23 protein-coding genes are annotated in these 24,874 nt (G+C 65.2%); 13 read left to right on the top strand and 10 right to left on the bottom strand.

Annotated elements, in window-relative coordinates:
- Positions 1-318: 318 nt before the first annotated feature.
- Positions 319-1,101 carry an SDR family NAD(P)-dependent oxidoreductase gene (locus tag X268_RS04375; protein WP_128923786.1) on the top strand — a complete coding sequence of 261 codons (783 nt, stop codon included), beginning with the start codon at positions 319-321 and terminating at the stop codon, positions 1,099-1,101.
- Positions 1,102-1,114: 13 nt separating this feature from the next.
- Here X268_RS04375 and X268_RS04370 read toward each other — a convergent pair whose 3' ends face one another.
- From X268_RS04370 to X268_RS04355, 4 genes are all read right to left on the bottom strand, one after another.
- Entirely contained in the window at positions 1,115-1,792 is a 678-nt protein-coding gene (locus X268_RS04370) for a hypothetical protein (protein WP_128923785.1), read from the bottom strand.
- A 58-nt stretch (positions 1,793-1,850) separates the two neighbouring features.
- Positions 1,851-2,333, bottom strand: coding sequence for a transcription elongation factor GreA (gene greA, locus X268_RS04365; protein ID WP_128923784.1), 483 nt, complete (start codon positions 2,331-2,333; stop codon positions 1,851-1,853).
- Positions 2,334-2,390: 57 nt separating this feature from the next.
- Positions 2,391-2,870, bottom strand: coding sequence for a hypothetical protein (locus X268_RS04360; protein WP_128923783.1), 480 nt, complete (start codon positions 2,868-2,870; stop codon positions 2,391-2,393).
- A gap of 268 nt (positions 2,871-3,138) precedes the next feature.
- On the bottom strand, positions 3,139-3,492 hold the full coding sequence (locus X268_RS04355; RefSeq protein WP_128923782.1) for a hypothetical protein: 354 nt from the start codon (positions 3,490-3,492) through the stop codon (positions 3,139-3,141).
- Positions 3,493-3,755: 263 nt separating this feature from the next.
- On the opposite strand from X268_RS04355, the gene X268_RS04350 reads away from it, so the two are divergent.
- A complete protein-coding gene (locus tag X268_RS04350) occupies positions 3,756-3,989 on the top strand; it encodes a DUF3551 domain-containing protein (protein ID WP_128923781.1) in 234 nt (77 codons plus the stop codon).
- A gap of 143 nt (positions 3,990-4,132) precedes the next feature.
- Here the strand turns inward: X268_RS04350 and X268_RS04345 are convergent, their stop codons facing one another.
- Positions 4,133-4,651 carry a hypothetical protein gene (locus X268_RS04345; protein WP_128923780.1) on the bottom strand — a complete coding sequence of 173 codons (519 nt, stop codon included), beginning with the start codon at positions 4,649-4,651 and terminating at the stop codon, positions 4,133-4,135.
- A gap of 246 nt (positions 4,652-4,897) precedes the next feature.
- The gene (locus X268_RS04340; protein WP_128923779.1) at positions 4,898-6,445 is read right to left on the bottom strand and encodes an acetolactate synthase large subunit; all 1,548 of its coding nucleotides are present in this window, start codon (positions 6,443-6,445) and stop codon (positions 4,898-4,900) included.
- Positions 6,446-6,684: 239 nt separating this feature from the next.
- Between X268_RS04340 and X268_RS04335 the strand changes: the two genes are divergently transcribed.
- Together X268_RS04335 and X268_RS04330 are read left to right on the top strand one after the other, a co-directional pair.
- A complete protein-coding gene (locus X268_RS04335) occupies positions 6,685-7,263 on the top strand; it encodes a L,D-transpeptidase (protein WP_128923778.1) in 579 nt (192 codons plus the stop codon).
- 133 nt (positions 7,264-7,396) lie between these two features.
- Complete coding sequence (locus X268_RS04330; protein WP_128923777.1) at positions 7,397-8,212, top strand: DUF2927 domain-containing protein; 816 nt, start codon at positions 7,397-7,399, stop codon at positions 8,210-8,212.
- Between the two features lie 40 nt (positions 8,213-8,252).
- Here the strand turns inward: X268_RS04330 and X268_RS04325 are convergent, their stop codons facing one another.
- A complete protein-coding gene (locus X268_RS04325) occupies positions 8,253-9,377 on the bottom strand; it encodes a threonine synthase (protein WP_128923776.1) in 1,125 nt (374 codons plus the stop codon).
- Between the two features lie 322 nt (positions 9,378-9,699).
- Here X268_RS04325 and X268_RS04320 point away from each other — a divergent pair, with 322 nt between their 5' ends.
- From X268_RS04320 to upp, 3 genes are all read left to right on the top strand, one after another.
- Positions 9,700-10,956 carry a GTP cyclohydrolase II gene (locus tag X268_RS04320; protein WP_128923775.1) on the top strand — a complete coding sequence of 419 codons (1,257 nt, stop codon included), beginning with the start codon at positions 9,700-9,702 and terminating at the stop codon, positions 10,954-10,956.
- Positions 10,957-10,963: 7 nt separating this feature from the next.
- On the top strand, positions 10,964-12,202 hold the full coding sequence (locus tag X268_RS04315) for a URC4/urg3 family protein (RefSeq protein WP_128923774.1): 1,239 nt from the start codon (positions 10,964-10,966) through the stop codon (positions 12,200-12,202).
- 213 nt (positions 12,203-12,415) lie between these two features.
- Entirely contained in the window at positions 12,416-13,045 is a 630-nt protein-coding gene (gene upp, locus X268_RS04310; RefSeq protein ID WP_128923773.1) for a uracil phosphoribosyltransferase, read from the top strand.
- Here upp and X268_RS04305 read toward each other — a convergent pair whose 3' ends face one another.
- The gene (locus tag X268_RS04305) at positions 13,046-14,158 is read right to left on the bottom strand and encodes a M48 family metallopeptidase (RefSeq protein WP_128923772.1); all 1,113 of its coding nucleotides are present in this window, start codon (positions 14,156-14,158) and stop codon (positions 13,046-13,048) included.
- A gap of 3 nt (positions 14,159-14,161) precedes the next feature.
- Positions 14,162-15,316 carry a DUF898 family protein gene (locus X268_RS04300; protein WP_164937520.1) on the bottom strand — a complete coding sequence of 385 codons (1,155 nt, stop codon included), beginning with the start codon at positions 15,314-15,316 and terminating at the stop codon, positions 14,162-14,164.
- A gap of 381 nt (positions 15,317-15,697) precedes the next feature.
- Between X268_RS04300 and X268_RS04295 the strand changes: the two genes are divergently transcribed.
- Together X268_RS04295 and X268_RS04290 are read left to right on the top strand one after the other, a co-directional pair.
- Entirely contained in the window at positions 15,698-16,963 is a 1,266-nt protein-coding gene (locus X268_RS04295) for a cytochrome P450 (protein WP_128923770.1), read from the top strand.
- Positions 16,964-17,144: 181 nt separating this feature from the next.
- Complete coding sequence (locus tag X268_RS04290; RefSeq protein ID WP_128923769.1) at positions 17,145-18,419, top strand: cytochrome P450; 1,275 nt, start codon at positions 17,145-17,147, stop codon at positions 18,417-18,419.
- A gap of 411 nt (positions 18,420-18,830) precedes the next feature.
- Here the strand turns inward: X268_RS04290 and X268_RS04285 are convergent, their stop codons facing one another.
- A complete protein-coding gene (locus tag X268_RS04285) occupies positions 18,831-19,751 on the bottom strand; it encodes a LysR substrate-binding domain-containing protein (protein ID WP_128923768.1) in 921 nt (306 codons plus the stop codon).
- A gap of 125 nt (positions 19,752-19,876) precedes the next feature.
- Between X268_RS04285 and X268_RS04280 the strand changes: the two genes are divergently transcribed.
- From X268_RS04280 to mdlC, 4 genes are all read left to right on the top strand, one after another.
- Positions 19,877-21,046, top strand: a complete 1,170-nt coding sequence (locus tag X268_RS04280; RefSeq protein WP_128923767.1) for an acyl-CoA dehydrogenase family protein — start codon at positions 19,877-19,879, stop codon at positions 21,044-21,046.
- A gap of 10 nt (positions 21,047-21,056) precedes the next feature.
- Entirely contained in the window at positions 21,057-22,160 is a 1,104-nt protein-coding gene (locus tag X268_RS04275) for a CaiB/BaiF CoA transferase family protein (protein ID WP_164937519.1), read from the top strand.
- Positions 22,161-22,175: 15 nt separating this feature from the next.
- Positions 22,176-23,027, top strand: a complete 852-nt coding sequence (locus X268_RS04270; RefSeq protein WP_128923765.1) for an HTD2 family dehydratase — start codon at positions 22,176-22,178, stop codon at positions 23,025-23,027.
- 185 nt (positions 23,028-23,212) lie between these two features.
- Positions 23,213-24,835, top strand: a complete 1,623-nt coding sequence (mdlC, locus tag X268_RS04265; protein WP_128923764.1) for a benzoylformate decarboxylase — start codon at positions 23,213-23,215, stop codon at positions 24,833-24,835.
- Positions 24,836-24,874: the final 39 nt, after the last annotated feature.

The following is a 24,874-nucleotide window of genomic DNA, read 5'->3' as shown; positions in this document are numbered from 1 at the left end:
TCCACCATCAGGTGCTTCCGACCAGACGTATCGTTGGTTGATTTTCAATCTTACTACGCGTCAATTCCCCTCCGCGATCTGCCCCCGAAGCGGCAAGTTCCACAGATTGCCGCTGCAGGCCACACCGTTCGTGCCGCATAGCGGCGGACCTTCGGGAAGTGGCGGGACCAAGCGCCGACGAGGCGATGACCCACATCGCCATTCAGGAATCCTCGGGCGGCTCGAACGCGGATTGGCTGGAGAGGGGGAGCGACGGACAGTCTCGGAATTGACGCGAGGGCGCGGTACACTGCGCGTGAAACATCCAGGGAAGCGCGCATGGCAACCATCTTCATCACCGGCAGCACCGACGGCCTCGGCCGCGCGGCGGCGCAATCGCTGCTCGATCAAGGCCACCGTGTGGTGCTGCACGCGCGATCGGCCGAACGCGTCGACGCGCTTGGCGAGCTGAAGTCACGTTCCCATGGAATCGTGATCGGCGATCTCAGAAGCGCAGCAGAGACGAAGGATATCGCCGATCAGGTCAACGCGATCGGACGCATGGATGCGATCATCCACAATGCCGGCGTCTACACGCGGCCCGGCCGCGGCGCGACGCCGGAAGGCCATGCCGAAACGCTCGCCATCAACACGCTTGCGCCCTACATGCTGACGGCGCTGATCCAGCGGCCCGGTCGGCTGGTGTATCTCAGCAGCGGATTGCACAGGGGCGGAGAGGGATCGCTCGACGACCTCGACTGGACCAAGCGTCCGTGGGATTCCGCCAAGGCCTATGCCGAGAGCAAGCTGCACGTCGTCGCGCTGGCTTTCGCGCTGGCGCGGCGCTGGCCTGAGGTCCTCAGCAACGCGGTCGATCCCGGCTGGGTCCGTACCAGGATGGGCGGCGCGGGCGCGCCGGTCGATATCGACACCGGACAACGGACGCAAACCTGGCTGGCGGTTGCCGAGGATTCCGCTGCCTTGGTCAGCGGGTGCTATTGGCATCACCTCGGGCGGCAGCAGCCGGCCAGCGAGGCGGCCGATGCGAAATTCCAGGACGAGCTCATCGCCGAATTGGAGAAGCTGACGGGCGTTCAGCTACCGGGGGTGAAGGGCACGTGAAGAGAGCGGCGCTTCAGGCGACCGGCTCCGTCCGCCAGACGGTATAGAGACCGACGAGGGTCCCGATCGCGGCCAGCGCGGCCGCCAGCAGCATCTGCAATTCGCCGTCGTCGGTGGGACCGACGGATGACACGAGCCTGGTCACGATGACGAACAGAATGCCGACGGCGGCCGCTGCACCCGCGCAGAGATAGGCAAGCTCTCGCGTCAGGCTGCGACCGAGCAGTCCGAGTGCCGTGAAATACATCGCGCAGGCGTTGGGATGCACAAACAAGGCGATGCGCGCGTAAGCGCCGTAGGCGTCGAACAAGGACTCACATCGCTTCAGTGCCGCCCTTGAGGCCACCCGCTGCAGGAACGGTCTGAAGAAACGAGCCTGTCCGTAGCTCAAGACCGCGCCCATGATGATGGCGAGCCACGACACGGCAAACACGGAAGCATCCGCGGATTTCGGACTGAGTGCCACGGACATCAGGATGAGCGCGGTTCCGGGAAAATAGCCGAAATACGGAAAGACCGACTCCAGGAGCACGCAGACGAACATGAAGGCCGGAAACCACCACGACGCGGTCGCCTCCCGGACGATGGCATTCAAGTCAAACAGGCTCGTCCTGTACAGGACGAGGGACATGCACATGGCGAGTGCAGCCAGCGCGTAGAACGGCAGCGCTCCCGACAGAAACCGTCTCATTCGACCATCACGCTTTGTTTGGCGGAGACGACGGCCTCGCGCTGTTCCGGATCATGCTTCAGGCAATCGACAGGATCTCGATCTCCTGCGCGCCCGCGCCCACGACATCGCCGACCGATTTGCCCATCAGCGACCGCGCCACCGGCGAGACGAAGGAGATCGTCCCCGCCTTCGGGTCGGCTTCGTCCTCGCCGACGATGCGGTAGGTTTGCACGCGGCCGTCGGCGCGGCTGAAGGTGACCGTACTGCCGAAGGCGACGACATCGGTCGCGACAGGATCGGGCACGAGCTGGGCGGTTCGCAGGCGTTCCGTCAGATAGCGGGCGTCGCGCAAGGGCACGGCGGATTGCCGGCGCTTCTCGTTGACGTCCTCGATGGCTTGCGCGGCTTCATAGGCTTCGCGGGCCTCTTGAAGCTGCGCCTGCAATGCCTTTAGGCCGGCCTCGGTCACGAGGTTGGGATGCGGCGAGATCGGGCGGTCCGGTAACAGCGTCTCGGACGCGGTTTCGGCGCTTTCTTCCTTGGTAAAGGCGACGCTCAATTCAAGAATCCTGTCGAACTGTCCGGAGCGGCGCCAGGGGTCACCGCTTTTGCCAGATTATATCTCAAGTTCGACGAAACGACGGAGCTTGAAGACAATATCCGGCATGGCCTGGCGGAACCGCGTGGCATTCTGGAAATTGGTCGAGAACGGCGCGAAGGTGATCATCGCGTTCCAATGCCGGTAACCATAGACCGTGACCGAGGCGCCGCTCGCCGGAAAATCCTCCAGCTTGCGCAATTCCCCGAGCACGAGATCGGCGATCGCTTCGGCCGGCAGCAGCCGCCTGCCATCCCGGGTGGTGACGATTTTTGCAGGCTGCTCGACCGGCCCCACGATCGCCGGCGCCGCGTCTGACACTTCCCCTTGCGAGGGCGGCTCGGCGGCCGGCGCCGCATCGGCCTCTGCTCCGTTCGACGGCGCTGTCGGCGGACCCTCGGTGAGCGGCGGCGGTGCAACACTGTCTGCGCGCTTGTTGCCTCCGAGGATGCTGCTGATCATGGCCACGAGGCCAGCATCCTTCACGTCGTCACTCATCATTCCCCCCGGGATTCGCCTAGAGCTTCGGTTCTGATTGAATCAGAACCGAAGCTCCAGATTCTTGTTTTGACGCGTTTTCTTCACACGAACCGGTGTCCACTTCGCTCGAAACCGCTCTAGTCTAGCATTGCGCTAGCAGACCGCCACCGGGGGATGTGTGGCGGGAGCCCGTGCGGCGGAGGCGGTTCGTCGCAGGGTCGAAGGACCGGTTGTTCGACAGCACCGGCGGCGCGAAGCCGAGAGCCCCACGCCACCGCGCGATCCGTCACTGCTTCTCGAACGGAATATAGTGCTGGTACTGCTTGGGGACCGAGCTGCGATAACGGGCGGGCACGGTGCCGGAGTCGATGGAATGATCGATTTCCTGCTGCCGCGTCATCTTCTTTTTTGCCGGCTTCTTCGACGCGCTCTTCTTGGAGTCGGTCGGCTGGCTCGCGCTGTCGGTGGTGGCGGCCGGTGCCGGTGCCGGTGCCGGTGCCGGTGTCGTCGCCGGCGCAGTGGATGTCGCCGCAGGCGCCGCGGTTCCGCCGGCAGCCGGCGCGGTCTGGGCCAGCGCAAGCGGGGTTTGCATGATGAGCGCCAGCGCTGCCGTCGCGGCCAGCAAATATGATTTTTGCATCAGAACCTCCAAAATTGCCTGATCCGATTGAGGCCGAACGTAGGCCTGCGGCATCGACGCGTGCAAGTCTGTCAATATTGGGTCCGGCCCCACACGAGAACTGTGGCCGAGATCACATTGCCCGCCGCTTGCTGCGTCGCGATGTAGCTCGCCTCGAACGCATTCGGCGTCGCGGAGACTAACAGAATATGACCATGCGTCAGACAAGCCACGGGAACGCCGCCGAGGCGCGGCCGCTCCCCCCACCTTCGAAGGAGACTGAAATGCGTCGCGCCATCCTCACGTTTGCATCGTTTGCGACCTTGATCGCCGCATCGTTGGCGGCGGTCCCGGCCCAGGCCGGAAACGACAGGTACTGCCTGCAAGGCCGCAGCTGGGGCTATCCTGGCAACTGCCAATTCGCCAGCTACCAGCAATGTGTCGCCACGGCCTCGGGAACGTCGGCCTATTGCGGCATCAACCCGCGCTACGCCTACTCGCAGCCCTACTACCACTGACAACATTGCGGCGTGCGCAACGATCGCGCACGCCGCGCGCCTCTCAAGCGCGATGAGATTTGGATGAATCGTCGTCGCGCTTTGGGTTGTTGCTTGCGCTTGATCTTTCCGGAAAACCGCTTCGCACTTCTCCGGATCATGCTTCAGGCGCGAGCCCCTAAGCCGATCTCCTCCAGCCGCGACGCGAACCAGCGCGACAGCGGTTCATCGACGGCGCCGCTGACATAGACCTCCGACATCGTCGCCCGGTCCTTGTCCAGCACCAGCAATACGCCGATCCAGTAGGGAAACCAGACATGGACATCGGTCAGCGCCCGCAGCTTGTGCTGATCGTGCTCCAGCGGCGTGTGATTGCTCGCCTTGCGGATCTCAACGCTCAGCAGATTGTTCGGGATCTCACGCTGATGCACGACGACATCGGGATAGATCGACTTGCCGAGATGATCGTCGGTCGAGATGATGGTGCCGTGCGGCAGATGTAGCGTGCGCTCGCCGAGCCGGTCGTAATTGCAGTCGACCGACCAGCCGGAGAACTGCTTCTCCAGATGCACGGCGAAGCGGTGGGTGACCGCGCGCTCGCCGATGTCCTTCTCGAACAGGAAGGCTTCGTGGGCGTAGAAGTCCCGCAGCGCCGCGATCACCTTGTTCAGCTCGGTCTGCATTTTGCCTCCGGGCTCATTTCGACCTTGTGCGCGTCCCGACCGGTCTCCCGCTCCCTCGCCCCGTTCTTACGGGGAGAGGGCGGGTGAGGGGCCGTCTCCGCGAATTTGGTTGAGATGATAGGTCGAACGCGCGCGGCGCGCGAGTCAGATGGGCCTTTGCTCAGGCTTGCAGCTTGCCTTGCCCCTCACCCGGATCGCCACGCGATCCGACCTCTCCCCGCGAAAGAGCGGGGAGAGGTTAAAACACTACATCTGCACTTCGATCAGCCGCGGCCCGGGCTCGGCGACGGCTTCGGCCAGCGCCTTGTTGAACTCGTCGGCATTGGTGACGGCGCGGCCGGGCACGCCCATGCCCTTGGCCAGCGCCACGAAATCCAGCGTCGGCCGGTCGAGCCGAAGCATGTCGTTGGCGCGCTGGCCGGGCTCGCCGGCGCCGACATTGTCGAACTCGCCGCGCAGGATCTGGTAGATGCGGTTGGCGAACACGATGGTGACGATGTTGAGGTTCTCTCGCGCCTGCGTCCACAGCGACTGGATCGTGTACATCGCGCTGCCGTCGCCGACCATGGTGATCACCTTGCGGTCGGGGCAGGCGATCGCCGCGCCGATCGACAGCGGCGTCGAGAAGCCGATCGAGCCGCCCATGTTCTGCAGCCAGTCGTGTGGCGCCGCGGCGGCCGTCGGCGGGAAGAAGGCACGGCCGGTGGTCAGCGATTCGTCGACCAGGATGGCATTCTCGGGGATCGCATAGGCGATCGACTGCGCGATCGAGGCATGGGTCAGCGCGCCGGTCGGCTTCACCAGCTCCTGCAAAGCCTGCGGCTTGACGTCCTTGGCGCTGGCCTTCACCGCGTCGGCGAGCGCCTCGAGCGCGGCGACCGAGTTCTCGCCCCAGGAGGTCATGCGATGGACGTCGCAGCCTTCGGGACGCAGCACGCTCGGCTTGTTCGGATAGGCGAAGAACGCCACGGGATCATCGGACTCGACCAGCACGATGTGACGGAATTTTGCCAGCATCGGCAGCGCCTGCTCGATGACGTAGTGGATGCGGTCGATCGAATAGCGGCCGCGGCCGCGCGCCATCTTGGGACGGAAGGTCGGGCCCATCACGGTGCAGCCGGTCCTGTTCGCGATGCGCTCGGCGAGCGCCAGGCCCTGCTCGCTCAGCGCGCTGCCGGTCATCAGGAGCAGCGTGCCCTCGCCGTCGCCGTGCAGGATCTTCGCGGCCTGCTCCACCGCCTGCGGCGAATAGCTCGCGCGCTGCTGCTCGGCCGGAACCTCGGCGACGCCATCGGCCTCGTTCCAGGCGGTGTCGGCCGGCAGGATCAGGGTCGCGATCTGCGGCGGCGCGCTTTTCGCGGCGGCAATGGCCGCGGCACCGTCGGCGGCGACCGATTTGGCGTCCGGCGAGGTGCGGACCCAGGACGACATCGGCCGCGCCAGGCCCTCGATGTCGGAGGTCAGCGGCGCGTTATAGCCGATGTGGTAGACCGCGTGCTGGCCGACGATGTTGACGATGCCGGAATTGGCCTTCTTGGCGTTGTGCAGATTGGCAAGGCCGTTGGCGAGACCGGGGCCGAGATGCAGCAGGGTCGAGGCCGGCGTACCCTTCATGCGGAAATAGCCGTCGGCGGCACCGGTCACGACGCCCTCGAACAGGCCGAGCACGCAGCGCATGCCGGGCACGCGGTCGAGCGCTGCGACAAAATGCATCTCGGAGGTGCCTGGGTTGGTGAAGCAGACATCCACCCCACCCTTGACCATCGTCCGCACCAGGCTTTCCGCACCGTTCATCCCAAGCTCCCGCAATCGGCCATGTCCAGATATCCGTTCGATCAATCATTGTTCGCGCGTTGCGTCAAAGCAATAGCCGCCATCGCGGCCCTGCCCCGCGTGACGATGCGCCGGTTTGGCTAATGGTTGCCGATTCGATAACGCGGTCCCGGGAGGACCCTCACGGGGCCGTGGCTTGCGAAAAGCCCGCAAATATGGCCTGTGGCCTTTGTTGAATCGATTTTTTGCTGGGGGAGACAATGATCCGGTTTTTTGCCGCGCCGATTGCCGCCATCGCACTGCTGTCGGCCGCGGCGGGCGGCGCGCTCGCCGAAGAGTACGACTCGCGCGACATCATGGGCGGCGGCCCGAACTTCTTCCGCGGCGGCGCCAGCCCGATCCCCCGCACCACCGTCATGTATAACGGCAACTACGCCCCCGGCACGATCGTGGTGAACACCAGCGAGCGGCGGCTCTATCTGGTGCTGCAGAACGGCCAGGCGCTGCGCTACGGCATCGGCGTCGGCCGCGACGGCTTCCGCTGGGGCGGGGTCCACAAGATCACCGCCAAGAAGGAATGGCCGGACTGGACGCCGCCCTCGCAGATGCTGGCCCGCCGGCCCGACCTGCCGCGCCACATGAAGGGCGGCATCGAGAATCCGCTCGGCGCGCGCGCGATGTATTTGGGCTCGACACTCTACCGCATCCACGGCTCCAACGAGCCGGAGACGATCGGCCAGGCCGTCTCCTCGGGCTGCTTCCGCATGACCAATGACGACGTCACCGACCTCTACAGCCGCGTCTCGGTCGGTACCACGGTGGTGGTGCTGAACAACTAGCGCGCAGTTACCTCCTCGCAGGAGTGCACTCCCTCTCCCGTTTGCGGGAGAGGTCAAGAACGGACGGAACCCGCCGAACGCGTGAATTTGCCGACTTGTGCGCGGGGCGTGAATACGGCAGCGTCGTACGACGATGAGCGCATTGAACCCGTCCTCGGCTGCACTTCGCTTCGCCCTGCTGGCGCTCGCAGTGCTCACATGCGCGGCCGACGCCGCGCCCCCCGCCGCCGCGGGCGAATTGCCCGCGATCTCCTCGCGCCAGCGCTCCGAGAAGAAGAGTTTTACCGACGGCGAGATCGTCGAGGGCTTCCTGAAGACGGCGTTCGGAGCCGAATATCACCTCGCCGGCCGGGTCGACCGCATCCGCAAGTTCGACGGTCCGGTGCGCGTGTACGCCGAGAGCGACCGCGCCGATCGCAAGGCACAGCTTGCAAAAGTCGTAGCCGACATCGGCAGGCGCGTGCAGCACCTCGACATCGCCATGATCGAAACCAACGAAGCGGCGAACGTGCGGGTGAAGCTGGTGCGCGACCGCGACCTCTTCCGCACCATCTCGAGCTTCTACGGCGCGGAGAAGGCGCGCGAGATCCGCTCTTCGCTCGACCCGCAATGCCTGTCCGGCTTCCGCAAGAACGACAATTTCGAGATCGAGCATTCCGACGTCATCCTCACCGTCGACAACGGCGATTTCGTCTTTCTCGACTGCGCCTATGAGGAATTGCTGCAATCGCTCGGGCCCATCAACGACACCACGAGCGTGCCCTGGACCATGTTCAACGACAACGTCTCGATGGGCTATTTCGACGTCTACGACCAGTACATCCTCAACCTGCTGTACGATCCCCGCATCAAGGCAGGCATGACGGTGGCCGAGGTCAAGGCCGTGCTGCCCGCCGTGCTCGCCGATGTGCGCGCCTGGGTGAAGCAGGTGAACGATTTGAAGGAGTGAGGTGCCCACCCTCCAGGGGAGGGTAAGCGCCCGCTCCGACCTACTGCACCAGATCGGCCACCGTCGTCGCGGCCTTGAGGCCGGTGCCGGTGAGGACTGCCACCGTGGTCTCATTCGCCTTGATGGCGCCGGCTGCTGCGAGCTTGTCCAGCGCCGCCGCCGCGCTGGCGCTGGTGGGCTCGGCGAGCAGGCCCTGGCGCGCAAGGCGGCGCAGAGCGGCGACGATCTCCTCTTCGGTGAGCGCGATAGTGCCGCCGCCGCTTTCCCTGAGCGCGCCGATGATCTCGCGCAGGCGCAGCGGATGCTTGATGGCAGTGCCCTCGGCGATGGTCTTGCTCATCTCGCGCGCAACGGGCGTATCGACGCCAGCCTTGAAGCTCGCATCGATCGGCGAGCAATTCAGCGGCTGCGCCGCGAACAGGCGCGGCAGCTTTGCGATCTGCCCGGCTTTCCTCAGCTCGCGGAAGCCGAAGGCGCAGCCGAGCAGGCTGCTGCCGGCGCCGACGGGAACGATGACGTTGTCGGGCGCGCGAAAGCCGAGGTCCTCCCAGATCTCGTAGGCCAGCGACTTGGTGCCTTCGAGGAAGAACGGCTGCCAATTGTGGCTGGCGTAGAACGTCTGGCTCGACTGGCGGATGGCCTCGGCTTCCGATTCTTCGCGCGGGCCCTCGACAAGCTGCACCGTCGCGCCATAGGCGCGCACCTGCGCGATCTTGGCGGGCGAGGTCGAGGCGGGGGCAAGAATCTTCACGCGCATGCCGCCGGCGGCGCCCAGCCCCGCCATCGACGAGCCGCCATTGCCGGAGGAGTCTTCGAGAATGGCATCGACGCCGATCTGGCGCAGGAAGGACAGCATCACGGCGGAGCCGCGGTCCTTGAAGCTGCCGGTCGGGTTGAACCATTCGAGCTTGAACAACGGGCGCAGCTCGCCCCAGTCCTGCTGCACCAGCGGTGTGCAGCCTTCGCCGAGCGTGATCGGAGTCTTGATCTCGACCGGCAGCGCAGCCCGGTAACGCCACAGCGAGCGGGTCCGGCCTTCGATGTCCTCACGCGAGATCCCTGCCCCCGGCGTCACCAGCAGCGGCGTCCGCTCGTCCGAGCACCAGCGCGGCTGGTCGAGCGGGTAGAGCTGTCCGTTGCGGGGATCGATGTAGCTGGCGGGCATGAGAGTCTCCGGGGGCAGAGCCGATCCGGTCGATATGTCCGAATATGCAGGTTTTATCCAGTCGCCTGTTTAGCTTGCGGAAGCGACCTGGGCCTCTTCAAAAATGCGAACGATTACATAGATATAGAGGGGAGCGCTGTTCGTCGATCGAGACGCGTGCTGGATAGGTCTCTTGAGCCGCCGAGCACGATTAACTTGTCTGTCGCGAGCTGCCGCTACAATATGTTGGATTGAGCTTGCGTCGCCGCCGTTCCGAAAGCGGTGCCGCAAGCGAGCCAGGCCCGTCCGAGCGGCGGGCCGTTGGCGTTTTGGGAGCCTGGACATGAGCCGCGCGAACCGTACTGACCACATCCGCCTGACCTCCCATCCGGAGCCGGGCCGGACCTCCGCCTTTCCGATCCACTGGGGCGCCAGTGAGGCACGCGCCCGTGGGCCGATCATCGGCACGGTGTCGCGCGCAGGCGATCGCAACGTGATCGGCAGCCATGGCGGCTCCTATGCGATGTACCGTGCGCTCGCAGTGTCGGCCGGCGCGCTCGATCCGATTCGCAGGCCTGACCTCACCAACACGTTTCCGGCGGCGACCATCGGCCCGTTCCCGCAATGGAGCGATCCCACCAAGATCGTCGCGCTCGATCCCTGGGGGCACCTCGTTGCGGAAAACTTCCGTCAGGAGATCGCCGAGGGCGCCGACATCCGCCCGAGCATTGCGGTGACGCGGGCGCGGCTGGACCTGCCGGAAATCCGCGACGCGCTCGCCGCAAAACGGCTGCGCGCCGACGGCGAGGTCGTGCATGCCAATGGCAGCGTCTCCGTGGTGAAGATCGCGATCGATCCGGTCTGGTACCTGCCCGGCCTTGCGGCACGCTTCGGCACCAGCGAGACAGAGCTGCGGCGCACGCTGTTCGAGCAGACCGCCGGCATGTTCCCCGAGCTGGTGACGCGCCCGGACATGAAGGTGTTCCTGCCGCCGATCGGCGGCACCACCGTCTACATGTTCGGCGACGTCACCAAGCTGCCGGATCATCGCACCAAAATCACCTGCCGCGTGCATGACGAGTGCAACGGCTCGGACGTGTTCGGCTCCGACATCTGCACCTGCCGCCCCTATCTGATCCATGGCATCGAGGAATCCGCGCGCGGCGCGCAGGAGGGCGGGCTCGGGCTCGTCGTCTACAACAGGAAGGAGGGCCGCGCGCTCGGCGAGGTCACCAAATTCCTGGTCTACAATGCCCGCAAGCGCCAGGAGGACGGCGACGCGGCCGCGGCCTACTTCGAGCGCACCGAATGCGTCGCGGGCGTGCAGGATGCGCGCTTCCAGCAATTGATGCCGGATACGATCCACTGGCTCGGCCTGAAGCGGATCGACCGCTTCCTGTCGATGAGTGACATGAAATACGACGCGCTGACCTCGCAAGGCATCGACATCGTCGAGCGCGTGCCGATCCCGCCGGAGTTGATCCCGGCGGACGCCTATGTCGAGATCGCCGCGAAGAAGGCCGCCGGCTATTACTCGACCGACATCGCGCCCGAGAAGGACATCGACGGCGTGGTCGGCCGTTCGCTGGAAAAATACTGATCGCGCGATGGCGGAAGCTTTGGAACGACAGGCACGCGCACTGCTCACCGCACAGGCGGTTCGCGCGCGCGCCGGACAAATGCTCGAGATCGGCCTTGCCGGCGGCTTGAGCCATTTCACCATCGATCTCGACCGCATGGACGATGTCGCAGAGGCCGTGCTCGCGATCACGCGAAGAGCCTATCCAACGCTGGAGATTCCCTTCCATGCGCGCTGGCGGCACTTCGTGATCGGCGGCGTCGACCGCTGGTCGGGCCTTGCGAATGCGGCGTCGTGGCCGGATCGCGCGGCGCGGGCGCGCGCGGAGTTCGACCTCGCGATCGTCAGCGTGCTGCTCGACGCCGGCGCTGGCGCAACGTGGCGATATCGCGATGCGACCAGCGGCGAAAGCATCGGCCGATCCGAGGGGCTCGCGATCGCGAGCCTCGACATGTTTGCGGGCGGCCTTTTCTCGGGCGAGCCCCGCGCGCCGTTCAGGGCCGATGCGGACGTGCTGGCAAGACTGCCGCTCGCCTCTCTCACCTTCGCCTTTCAGGTCAGCGAGGCCAATCCGCTGCTCGGCCTCGAAGGACGCACCGATCTGCTGCGCCGTCTGGGCAAGCAGGTCTCTGAGCGCGCGGAGGTGTTCGGCCTGCGCGACAGGCCACGGCCGGGCGGCCTGTTCGATCATATCGCGGCGCAAGCGAACGGCGGCGCCATTGCCGCTCCCACCATTTTGTCGGCGGTGCTGAACCAGCTGGGGCCGATCTGGCCCTCGCGACTCGCGCTCGCCGGTGTCCCGCTCGGCGATTGCTGGCGCCACCCTGCGCTCAAGGCCGATGACGGAACGGGCGGCCTCGTGCCGCTGCACAAGCTGTCGCAATGGCTGAGCTATTCGCTGATCGAGCCGCTGCAGCGCGCCGGATTTGACGTCACCGACATCGACGGCCTGACCGGGCTTGCCGAATACCGCAATGGCGGCCTGTTCGTCGATCACGGGGTGCTGCGCCTGCGCGATGCCGCCGATGCGGAGCGCGCGCATGCGGTGGATTCCTTGCTCGTCGTGGAGTGGCGCGCGCTGACGGTTGCGCTGCTCGACAGGCTGGCGGAGCGCATCCGCACGAAGCTCTGCCGCACGCCTGAGACGCTACCGCTCGCCAGCATCTTGGAAGGCGGCACGTGGGCCGCCGGCCGCGCCATCGCCTTTGCGCGCCGTCCCGACGGCTCGCCGCCGCTCAAGGTGATCAGCGACGGCACGGTTTTCTAACCCTCTCCCCTTGCGGAAGAGGATGGCTTCGCGAAAGCGAAGCGGGGCGAGGGGTCTCTCTCCGCGGGCACCTCTCTCAGTGAAGTTCGCGGAGAGAACCCCTCATCGGGCGCCGTAGCCGAAGCTAAGCTTCGGCGTTCTTAAGAACGGCGGCCCGAAGGCCGCCTATGCCACCTTCTCCCACAAGGGGAGAAGAAAGAAAGGTTTCTCATCATGGAAGGCGTCACGATCGTCGATCATCCGCTGGTGCAGCACAAGCTGACGCTGGTGCGAGACAAGTCCATCTCGACCAAGTCATTCCGCGAGCTGATCAAGGAGATCGGCATGCTGCTCTGCTACGAGGTGACGCGCGATCTGCCGCTCGCCGATACCGTCATCGAGACGCCGCTGGCGACGATGCATTCGGCCAAGATCGCCGGCAAGAAACTGGTGTTCGTGCCGATGCTGCGTGCCGGCACGACCTTCGTCGAGGGCATGATGGACCTGGTGCCGACCGCGCGCATCGCGCATATCGGTCTCTACCGCGAGCCGCACAGCTTTGCCGCGGTCGAGTATTTCTTCAAGTCGCCGTCCGATCTCAGCGAGCGCCTCGCCATCGTGGTGACGTCGGTGGTCGCTACCGCCAACACGGCCGTCGCCGCCATCGACCGGCTGAAGGAGCGCGGCGCCAGGGACATTCGCCTCGCCTGTCTGATCGCGGCTCCTGAAGGCCTGGAACGGCTGCGCGGATTTCATCCTGACGTGCCGGTCTGGACCGCTGCCGTGGACGAAGGCCTCGACGAGAACGGTTTCATCCTGCCCGGCCTCGGCGATGCTGGCGATCGCGCCTACGGGACCCGGTAGCTAGCCCCTTCCGCTGCCGCAAATCAGCTTCAGCGCCTGCCACTCCTTGTCCGTCAGCAGCGGCGGGCCCGAGGCTGGGCCGTCTTCCCTGGTCATGCGCGCGAGGCGGTCCTCGGTCAGCGGGTGGCTGGCGAGGATCGTCGTGAGCGTGGAGCCGCCTTCCTTGCCGGTGATGCGGAACATCAGCTCTGCGGCGGGGTTCGGCGAGCGGCCGAGCCTGTGCATGACCTCGATCGCGAAAGTGTCGGCACCGGTCTCGGCCTCGCGCGAATAGGAGGCCTCGACCAGATTGCGCGAGGCGAAGATCCCCGCGCCGGAGCCGGTGACGTCGCCGAACAACAGGCCGATCAGGAACGAGGTGCCGCCGTTGTAGATCAGGCCGCGCATGTTGTCGTAATGCTTGAGATGGCCGAACTCGTGGGCGAGGATGCCGGCGAGCTCGTCCGGATTCTCGGCCTTGTCGAGCAGACCCTTCAGCACGTAGACCTTGCCGCCGGGCAGCGCGAACGCATTCGGCACCGAGGTTGGCAGTACGCCGGCCGTCATGGAATCATCGTCGAGGCCGGCGGCATCGCGCAGGCGGTTGACGAGCTTCGTGAAGGCGGCCTTGCCCGCGGGCTCTTCGCACACGTTACGGCCGAAGATGGTCTTCATCTGCACTTCGGCGGCGTCACCGATGCGCCGTTCGACGGGTTTCGGCACCAGCGGCGCCAGACGGTCGGCCGCGAGCGGCACGCCGAAAAGAACCACACAGACGATCGAGACGGCCGCCGCCACCGACCAGCCGACGATCTTTGCCACGCCGCGGCGCGAGGTCCGGTGATCGTCGAGCCGCAGGCAGCGGGCGGTCACATCTGCCGCGAGCGCGGCGTCGCGGATCTCCAGCCGCGACAATGGCGGCGCGCTGGTACACGCCAGGCGCAACATCCCGGGCGGACCGTCGGCGCGGCGGAGGTCGGGATAGGCCCAGCGAACCGGTGTTCCGCCCACTTCGGAAATCTCGAGCGCGTCACCGAACGTCAGCGTCACCTGCCGTCTGCGGTTCGACACGCCGTCGAAGAAGATCGTCGGCTTGGTGGACTGCGCCGGGCTGTCGGCGAACACATCACTCACGACTCAAAATCCCGCAACATCGAGGCCGTCGGCAAAACCTTCGCCGAGCGCGCTGGCGAGCTCGCCGCTGCCACGCACGTCCGCCGCGGCCGCGATGTCGTGCACCTCGACGGTTTCCAGCACCTTGGCCCAGAGATCGCGCTGGAGATAGACGCGCATGACGATGTTGATCGCGAGCGCCAGGGCGAAATAGCCGATCACCATCATCACCACCATCGGGATGCTCTTGGCGGCATTGTCGCCGCCGAACACCTGATCGGCCGGAACGCCGCTCAGCTGCACGAGCAGCAAAGCGCCACCGCCGATATAGACAGCGAAGGCGATCGTGAGCAGCATCCACCAGCCGATCACCTTCCAGTACAGGCCGTAGAAGGCGTCGTGAGGCAGGTCCGAGGACAGGCTGACGCCGCCGATGCGAATGCCGTCGAGCCACCAGCGCCATTCGCGCGCCTTAAACTCGGCATAGAGGAACGGCGCGAGCGGGGAAATCAGGAGCGCGATCGGGCTGAGCAGCCACAGCGACCAGGCGCGCTTGAAGAAGGTCCAGCCGTCGCCCACGAAATCGCCGCGGAGATCGCCATAATGGCTGTGCTGCATCTTGTAGCGTTCGAGCGCCGCCGCGCGCCACGGCAGCGCCAGGCCGAGCGTGAGAAGCACGAGCAGGCCCCACGCCATGGCGCGGAACGCATAGGCCCAGCCGGAGCCGTCCATCCAGAACCGCACGCCGCGCCAGACCGTGCGCGTCAACCGGTATCGCCGCGCACGAAAGATCGCGAACTGGCCGAAGGCATAGAAGCCGATGAACAGCGGCGTCGAGGCAAAGCCTTGCCAGCGCTCGAACTCGATGCCGATCAGGAAGTAGGCGAGGTAGATCGGCACCAGGATCGCGAGCGCGAACAGGAAGCCGACCAGAAGCTCCTTGGCCCGCCCGGTATATTCGGCGGCATCGCCGTCGATCGCGGTGTTCGCCCACAGATGACGGCGGATGTCGGTGACGAGCCAGAACCGGTAGAAGCCGAAGGTGACGAGCTCCAGCATGGCACCCTTGGTGACCATTTTCCGGAACTCGGAGCGGTTACCGCTGAACTCGACCCGCGTCGGCGGCAGCGGCGGCGGAATGGGCTCGGAGCCGATGGGGGTCCATTGCATGTCGTTCACGGCGGCAACCTCGGGATGTCGGCCTGTTGCATTCAAACTATAGATCAGAGATTTGGTCGATCCCCAACACGGCCAGGTTCGATTTAGCTCGATTCCAGCCCGTTCTGGCACGATTTCACGACAAACAGCGTGCGCGGGATCACGTTGACGAGGTTCGTGGCGCAGTCCCGTAGCCCGGGTGAGCGGAGCGATTCCCAGGAACATCGCGAGCAAAGTCCCGGATGTCGCTTCGCCCATCCGGGCTACGCATTCCCCTCTCACAAGGGTTGGAGTGGCAAAACTCTCCCTTGCTCCGGCGCAGACAACCGGCTGTAATTGCAAATCAAATACCGCAGCGCAGAATTCAACGAGAACGCGCGGTTCATGCCAGGGAGAGCGGTCATGCATGGGACCATCGAGAGCGCGGCCAAGCTCGACGCATTGCGCGAGCGCGCCAATTCACTTCCGCTGGAGCAGTTCGATCCTGGCGATCCGGAATTGTTCAGGACCGATACGTTCTGGCCCTATTTCGATCGGCTGCGCCGGGAAGATCCCGTGCATTACTGCAAGGACTCGATGTTCGGGCCGTACTGGTCGGTGACGCGCTATAACGACATCATGGAGATCGAGACCAACCATGCGGTGTTCTCCTCGGCCTCCGCCCTCGGCGGCATCACCATCCGCGACATCGATCCGGATCTGCGCCGCGAGAGCTTCATCTCGATGGACCCGCCGCGCCATGCCGCGCAACGCAAGACCGTCGCGCCGATGTTCACGCCGACACATCTGGACAATCTCGCGCTCAACATCCGCAAGCGCTCGGCCGAGTGCCTGGACAATCTGCCCCGCGGCGAGGTGTTCGATTGGGTCGACCGCGTCTCGATCGAGCTCACCACGCAGATGCTGGCGGTGCTGTTCGACTTCCCCTGGGAGGACCGCCGCAAGCTGACGCGCTGGTCCGACATCGCGACCACGATTCCCGGGCCCGACGGCCTCGTCGCCACCGAGGACGAGCGCCAGGCCGAGCTGACGGAATGCGCGACCTACTTCGCGCGGCTCTGGAAGGAACGCATCGCGCAGCCGCCGAAGAGCGACCTGCTCTCGATGATGGCGCACGGCGCCGCGACCCGCGACATGGACGCCAAGAACTTCCTCGGCAATCTCATTCTGTTGATCGTCGGCGGCAACGACACCACGCGCAACACCATGTCGGGCTCGCTGCTCGCGCTGAGCCAGCATCCGGAGCAGTATCGCAAGCTGCGCGACAACCCCGCTTTGCTCGACAGTTTCGTCCCCGAAGTGATCCGCTGGCAGACGCCGCTGGCCCATATGCGGCGCACCGCGCTCTCCGACTTCGAGTTTCGCGGCAAGCAGATCAAGAAAGGTGACAAGGTCGTGATGTGGTACGTCTCGGGCAACCGCGACGAGGAGGCGATCGACAAGCCATACGAGTTCATCATCGACCGCGCCCGCCCGCGCACGCATCTGTCCTTCGGCTTCGGCATCCACCGCTGCGTGGGATTGCGGCTTGCCGAACTCCAGCTCAAGATTATTTGGGAAGAAATTCTCAGGCGGTTCGACCATATTGATGTGGTCGGCGAACCCAGGCGGGTCTATTCGAGCTTCGTGAAGGGTTTGGAGGAGCTGCCGGTGAAGATTGCGGCGTAGGAAATCTCCCTCTCCCCGTTCTTACGGGGAGAGGGTCGGGGTGAGGAGCTCTCTCCGCGAACACGCTGAGGGACGGATTCGCGGAGAGTCCCCCTCACCCGGAGTTTGAGCTTCGCTCGAATTCCGGCCTCTCCCCGCAGGCGGGAGAGGCGAAGAAAGAGAACCAACTGGAGCCACGACGATGAACATCCAAGCGCCGGTCAAGGTGGACAAGGCCGAACGCATGCGCCGGGCCTTTGATGAGGCCTATGCGACGCCGCTGTCGCAATTCCATCCCGGCGCGCCCAGGCTGTTCCAGGACGATACCTTGTGGCCCTGGTTCGAGCGGCTGCGCAAGGAAGAGCCGGTGCATTACTGCACCAATGCGCCGATCGAGCCGTACTGGTCGGTGGTGAAGTACAACGACATCATGCATGTCGACACCAATCACGGCATCTTCTCCTCGGACTCCAAGCTCGGCGGCATCTCGATCCGCGATGTGCCGGAAGGCTACGACTATCCGAGCTTCATCGCGATGGACCAGCCGAGGCATTCGGCGCAGCGCAAGACGGTGTCGCCGATGTTCACGCCGACACATCTGGACGAGCTCGCGAAGCTGATTCGCCAGCGCTCGCAGACCGTGCTCGACAATCTGCCGCGCAACGAGACCTTCAACTTCGTCGAGCGCGTCTCGATCGAATTGACGACGCAGATGCTGGCCACCCTGTTCGATTTCCCCTGGGAGGAGCGGCGCAAGCTGACGCGCTGGTCGGACGTCTCCACCGCGTTGCCCAAGAGCGGCATCGTCGCCTCCGCCGAGGAGCGCCGCCGCGAGATGGACGAGTGCTATGCCTACATGTCGAAGCTGTGGAACGAGCGCGTCAACTCGGCGCCGCGCAACGATCTGTTGTCGCTGATGGCCCATAACGACGCCACGCGGCACATGGACCCCGACAATCTCATGGGCAACATCATCCTGCTCATCGTGGGCGGCAACGACACCACGCGCAACACCATGACCGGCTCGGTGCTGGCGCTGAACGAGAACCCGGAGCAGTACGACAAGCTCCGCGCCAATCCGGAGCTGATCGACTCCATGGTGCCGGAGGTGATCCGCTGGCAGACGCCGCTGGCGCATATGCGGCGCACGGCGCTTGCCGACACCGAGATCGGCGGCAAGCACATCAAGAAGGGCGACCGCGTCGTGATGTGGTACGTCTCGGGCAACCGCGACGAAGAGATGTTCGAGAAGCCGAACGAGTTCATCATCGACCGCCCGCGCCCGAGGACGCATCTCTCCTTCGGCTTCGGCATCCACCGCTGCGTCGGCATGCGCCTCGCCGAGCTGCAGCTGCGGATCGTCTGGGAGGAGATGCTGAAGCGGTTCGACCGGATCGAGGTGGTCGGCGAGCCCAAGCGGATCTATTCGAGCTTCATCAAGGGATATGAGACGCTGCCGGTAAGGATACCGGGGTAAGGGCTCGGCAGTCAACGCATGAACAATCGCGAGTTCTTAGCTCTATCTCTCACGGTCCTAATCGCTGGCGCGATCCATCAGCCATGCAATGCCCAACCGTCCAAAGCGGCGTCGATGACGGAGGTGGATTGTTCTGCCTATCATCGACAGCCGAATGGCACTTGGCTTGTCGCTCGATCGAACACCGTGATGCGTGACGGCAAAACGATTAGAGTTGTCTTTCGCGCAGAGGATCCCACGACAGTTCTCATATCGGACAGAACCTCGCTGCCTGTGCTTCTCAATGCGGTTTGCTCTAGACTTGCTCCTTGAGAGGCAAATCAACCCAACCTGCTATAAAATTTCGGCATGACAGCTCGCGCCAGATGCGAAGGCACGATGGCGCGCGGCTGTTCTACGAGACTACCGCACCTAACTCAATTTTATGTCCCAAACGCCTTCCTTGCGGCAGGCGGCGACCTCCTCGCGCAGAAGCGCCGTGACGGCCAGCGAAGCGGTCGAGGCCGGGCGGTCGATCGGAGAAGCGAAAATGAGCTCGCGCGTCATCGGCTTTGACACGGCCGTCGTCTCCAACCGTCCGTCCGCGACCTCGCCATGGACCGACGATGGCGGCAGCAGCGCAAAGCCGAGCCCCTCCTCGACCAGGCTCGTCAGCACGCGGAAGGAATCCGCTTCGAGCTGGACGTTGAGCTTGATCTTGCGCTGGGCCGCCGCGTGCTCGATCAGGGCGCGGAGGCCGTGCGAATGACTGGGCAGCACCAGCCGCTGCCGCAGCAGCCAGCCGATGTCGACGCTCTTCTTGCGCGCCAGCCCGCAGCCGCGCGGACCGACCGCGACGATGTTGTCGCGCCCCAGGCTCTGCACGTTGAGATGCAAATCGGCCGATCGGCCGTAGAGGATGGCGAGATCCATCTCGCCGCGGTGCAGCCATTCGACGAGATGGCCGCTGTAGCTCTCGACGATGCGCAGCGAAATCCCGGGAAATTTTTCGACGCAGCGCCGCGCAAAGCGCGCCGACAGCACGCAGCTCACAGTCGGAACGAGGCCGAGCACGACTTGTCCGGAGGGCGGGCCCTTCACCGACTGGATGTCGTCGCGGATCTGGTCGATCTGCCGCACGATGCCGGAGGTGCGGGCCAAGAGCAGGCGGCCGGCCCCGGTCAGCACCATGCCGCGGCCGTTGCGGGTGAACAGCTCGGTGCGCAGCTCGTGTTCCAGAAGCTTGATCTGCCTGGAGAGCGCCGGCTGCGCCACGCGCAACATGTCGGACGCCTTGGAGAGGCTGCCGAGCTCCGCCACGCAACTGAAGGTCCTGAGCTGCCGGAAATCCATGCTTGCCAATCCTGGAAGGCTACTTCATACGCTATAACAAATGAGCATAGGGGGCTGGCGTTGTTTTCACAACGCCAGAGGATCGGCCGGCGTTATCCTAACTGCCGCCAAGAACTGGAAACGTCATGAGTCAAGAACACCACACCGAAGATTATGCCGACATCCGCGAAGCCGTCGCCAAGCTGTGCGCGCAGTTTCCCGGCGAATATTGGCGCAAGCTCGATCGCGAGATGGCCTACCCCAAGGCCTTCGTCGATGCGCTGACCGAGGCCGGCTATCTCTCGGTGCTGATCCCCGAGGAATATGGCGGCGCGGGCCTGAAGCTGTCCGCGGCAGCGGCGATCCTGGAGGAGATCCAGCGCGCGGGCTGCAACGGCGGTGGCTGCCACGCCCAGATGTACACGATGGGCACGGTGCTGCGGCACGGCAATGCCGAGCAGAAGGCGAAATACCTGCCGAAGATCGCCAGCGGCGAATTGCGCCTGCAGGCCTTCGGCGTCACCGAGCCGACCAGCGGCACCGACACCTCCTCGCTGAAGACCTTCGCCCGCAAGGAGGGCAACGACAGCTACATCGTCAACGGCCAGAAGATCTGGACCAGCCGCGCCGAGCATTCCGACCTGATGGTGCTGCTTGCGCGCACCACGCCGAAGGACCAGGTCAAGAAGCGCACCGATGGTCTGTCCGTGTTCATCGTCGACATGCGCGAGGCCAAGAACAACGGCCTTGAGATCCGCCCGATCCGCACCATGATGAACCACGCGACGACGGAAGTGTTCTTCACCGACATGAAGGTGCCGGCGGAGAATTTGATCGGCGAGGAAGGCAAGGGCTTCCGCTACATCCTTTCCGGCATGAATGCCGAGCGCATCCTGATCGCGGCCGAATGCGTCGGCGACGCCAAATGGTTCATCGCGAAGGCGACCAACTACGCCAAGGAGCGCGCGGTGTTCGGTCGTCCCATCGGCCAGAACCAGGGCATCCAGTTCCCGATCGCCAAGGCCTACGCCTCGATGCGCGCGGCCGAGCTGATGGTGAAGGAAGCCACGCGCAAATACGAAGCCGGGCTCGACTGCGGCGCAGAGGCCAACATGGCCAAGATGCTGGCGGCGGACGCGTCATGGGAAGCGGCGAATGCCTGCATCCAGACCCATGGCGGCTTCGGCTTTGCCGAGGAATACGACGTCGAGCGCAAGTTCCGCGAGACGCGGCTCTATCAGGTGGCACCGATCTCGACCAACCTCGTGCTGTCCTTCGTCGCCGAGCATGTGCTCGGCATGCCCCGCTCATACTGAGGCCGCAGCCATGGGAGCACTTGACGGGATCAGGGTGATTGCGGTCGAGCAGGCGGTGGCGGCGCCGTTCTGCTCCTCGCGGCTGGCGGATGCCGGCGCCGAGGGGATCAAGATCGAGCGACCCGAGGGCGATTTCGCCCGCGGCTATGACGCGGCGGCCAAGGGCCAGAGCAGCTACTTCGTCTGGCTCAATCGCGGCAAGCAATCGGCGGTGGTCGATCTGACCACGACGGAAGGCCGCGCCGAGCTGGAGAAGCTGATCGCCAGCGCCGACGTGCTGATCCAGAACCTCAAGCCGGGGTCGATGGACAAGCTCGGCTTCTCGCGCGAGCGGCTCCTGAAGGACTATCCCAGGCTGATCTCGTGCACCATCACCGGTTATGGCGACGAGGGCCCCTATGCCCATCGCAAGGCCTATGATCTCCTGATCCAGGCCGAGAGCGGGCTTGCCTCGATCACCGGCAATCCCGATGGCGCCTCGCGCGTCGGCATGTCGATCGTCGACGTCGCGACCGGCGCCACCGCACATGCGGCGATCCTGGAAGCGCTGATCGGGCGCGGGCGCACCGGCAAGGGCGCCGACATCCGCATCTCCATGTTCGACGTGATGGCGGACTGGTGCACGGTGCCGCTGCTCAACGCCGAAGCCGGCAATCCGCCCAAGCGCATGGGCCTTCGTCATCCCTCGATCGCGCCCTATGGCGTGTTCACCTCCAAGGACGGCAAGGACATCCTGATCTCGATCCAGAGCGAGCGGGAGTGGAAGACGCTGTGCGCGAAGGTGCTGGCCCAGCCGGACCTGCCGGCCGATCCCCGCGTCGCCAACATGGTCGAGCGCGTGCGCAACCGCGACTTCACCGACAAGACGGTCGCGGACATCTTCGGCAGGATGACGCGCGACGAGCTCCTCAAGCGGCTGTCGGATGCCGACATCGCCTTCGCCGAGGTCAACACCATGGCCGACCTCACCAGGCATCCGCATCTGCGGCGGATCGAGGTCGACACGCCGAACGGCCGTGTCAGCTATCCCGCGCCGGCGCCGATCATCGTCGGCGAGATGCGCAGCTATGGCGCCGTGCCCGCCATCGGCGAACGTCCCCAAGCGAAGAAGTAGCAAGAGCGAGGCGTCATGACCGAGAAGCTCGACATCGATCATTTGCGGCAATGGATCGGCCGCAGCACCGAGGCCACCGACATCGTCACCGCGCAGCTCGTCATGGGTCTGCGCGCGACGCTGTTCCAGGAGGTCGGCGCGCCCAAGACGGGTGACGCCGCACCGTTCACGGTGCATTGGTGCCTGGCACAGCCGGTGTTTCCGATGTCGATGCTCGGTCCCGACGGCCATCCGACCCGCGGCGGCTTCCTGCCGCCGGTGCCGCTGCCGCGCCGGATGTGGGCCGGCGGCGAGATCGAGTTTTTGCAGCCGCTGCAAGTCGGCGATGAATCGACGCGGACGTCGCGTATCGCCGATGTGCAGGTCAAGACAGGCTCGACCGGCACGCTCTGCTTCGTCTCGGTCGAGCACAGCATTTCCTCACCGCGCGGCACAGCCATCCGCGAGCGCCAGGACATCGTTTATCGCGAGATGACGAGCAGCGCGCCAGCGACCGCCAAGGCCCCGCCGCCGCCGCCGAAGGCGCAGCACCGCGAGACGCATGTGTCCGATCCCGTGCTGCTGTTTCGCTACTCCGCGCTGACCTTCAACGGCCACCGCATCCATTACGACCGCGACTACGTCACCAAGGTCGAAGGCTATCCGGGCCTGATCTTCCACGGCCCGTTGCAGGCGGCACTCATCATCGAGATGGCTGCAAGGCTGCGCGGCGGAAAGGCGCCGAAGAAATTTACCTATCGCGGGCTGCAGCCGCTGTTCGAGGGCACCGAGTTCTCCGTCAACGCCAACGAGACCGAGGCGGGCATGGAGCTGTGGACCGCGAACGCGGAGGGACAACCGACGATGAAGGGCACGGCGGTGTGGTAAGCCACCGCTGTTTTCTCCTCGTCGTTGCGAATGCAACCGCGATGTAGGAAGCTGGCACCTCACCCTGAGGAGCGCGCCTTTCGCGCGCGTCTCGAAGGGCTGAGGCCACCAGCCGGGCCTTCATCCTTCGAGACGCGCGAAGACGCGCTCCTCAGGATGAGGAACTAAGAAGGGGACGGAAACCAATGGCCAAGAACGGCAAGACCGGCAGCAAGTCCGTCACCGTGAAGCAGGCGACACTCGACCTGCTGCGCGCCTTCGGCATCACGAAAGTGTTCGGCAATCCCGGCTCGACCGAGCTGCCTTTCCTCAGCGACTGGCCCGACGACATCGATTACGTGCTGGCGCTGCAGGAAGCTTCTGCGGTCGGCATGGCCGATGGCTATGCGCAGGCGACCCGCAATGCGGGTTTCGTCAATCTGCATTCGGCGGCCGGCGTCGGCAACGCGCTCGGCAATATCTACACCGCGCACCGCAACCAGACGCCGCTGGTGATCACGGCGGGCCAGCAGGCGCGCTCGATCCTGCCGCTGCAGGCGTTCCTCTATGCCGAGCGCGCCTCCGAATTCCCGCGACCTTACGTCAAATACAGCGTCGAGCCGGCGCGGCCCGAGGACGTGCCGGCCGCGATCGCACGCGCCTATTACACCGCGATGCAGCCGCCGTGCGGGCCGACCTTCGTGTCGATCCCGATCGACGATTGGGCGCATGCCTGCGCGCCGATCGAAGCGCGGACAGTGAGCCGCGAGATCGGCCCCGAGCCGAAGGCGATGAAGGCGCTGGTCACAGCGCTCGGATCGGCAAAACACCCCGCCCTGGTCGTCGGCCCCGGCGTCGACCGCGCCGGCGCGGTGGATCTGATGGTGCGCGTCGCGGAGAAAGCCAAGGCGAGCGTCTGGGTCAGCCCGTTCTCGGCGCGCTGCTCCTTCCCCGAGCATCACCCGCAATTCGCAGGCTTCCTGCACGCTTCGCCCGCGCAGCTCTCCGACGCGCTGCGCGCGCATGACCTCGTCGTCGTCGTCGGCGCGCCGGTGTTCACCTTCCATGTCGAGGGCCATGCCGCGATCTTCGACGGCGGCGCGACCATCTTCCAGATCACCGACGATGCCGATGCCGCGGCCGTCACGCCCGTCGGCACCAGCATCATCGCCACCATGAAGCCGGCGCTCAGCCTGCTGCTCGAGCTCCTGCCCGAGAGCAAGCGCGCCACGCCAAAAGGACGTATGCTGCCGGCGCCGCCGCCGGCGGCCGATCCGCTGCCGGTCGAATTCCTGCTGCATTCGCTGTCGCAGGCGATGCCGGATGATGCCTCGCTGGTCGAGGAAGTGCCCTCGCACCGCCCAGCGATGCAAAAATTCCTGCCGATGCGCGGCCAAGACAGCTTTTATACGATGTCGAGCGGCGGCCTCGGCTATTCCCTGCCCGCCGCGGTGGGCATGGCGCTCGGCAAGCCGAGCAGCCGCACGATCTGCCTGATCGGTGACGGCTCGGCGATGTATTCGATCCAGGCGCTGTGGACCGCCGCGCAGCGCAAGCTGCCGCTCACCATCGTCGTCATCAACAATTCCGGCTATGGCGCGATGCGCTCGTTCAGCCAGGTGATGCAGGTGCGCAACGTGCCGGGACTGGAGCTGCCCGGCATCGATTTCGTCCGGCTCGCGGAGGGCATGGGCTGCCATGCCGTGAGGGTCAGCAAGGCCGCAGAGCTCGGCGAGGCGCTGAAGCGCGGCATGGCGCATGCAGGCACCAGCCTCGTCGAGGTCGTCGTGGATTCAACCGTGCCGGTACTGTACGGGCAGAAGCATTGAAGATGTCGTTCCTGCGAACGCAGGGACGACACTGAATAT

The organism is Bradyrhizobium guangxiense, from assembly GCF_004114915.1.
Taxonomy (GTDB): domain Bacteria; phylum Pseudomonadota; class Alphaproteobacteria; order Rhizobiales; family Xanthobacteraceae; genus Bradyrhizobium; species Bradyrhizobium guangxiense.
Note: the sequence above shows the minus strand (reverse complement) of the source record. Positions and strands in the feature narration are given on the sequence as shown.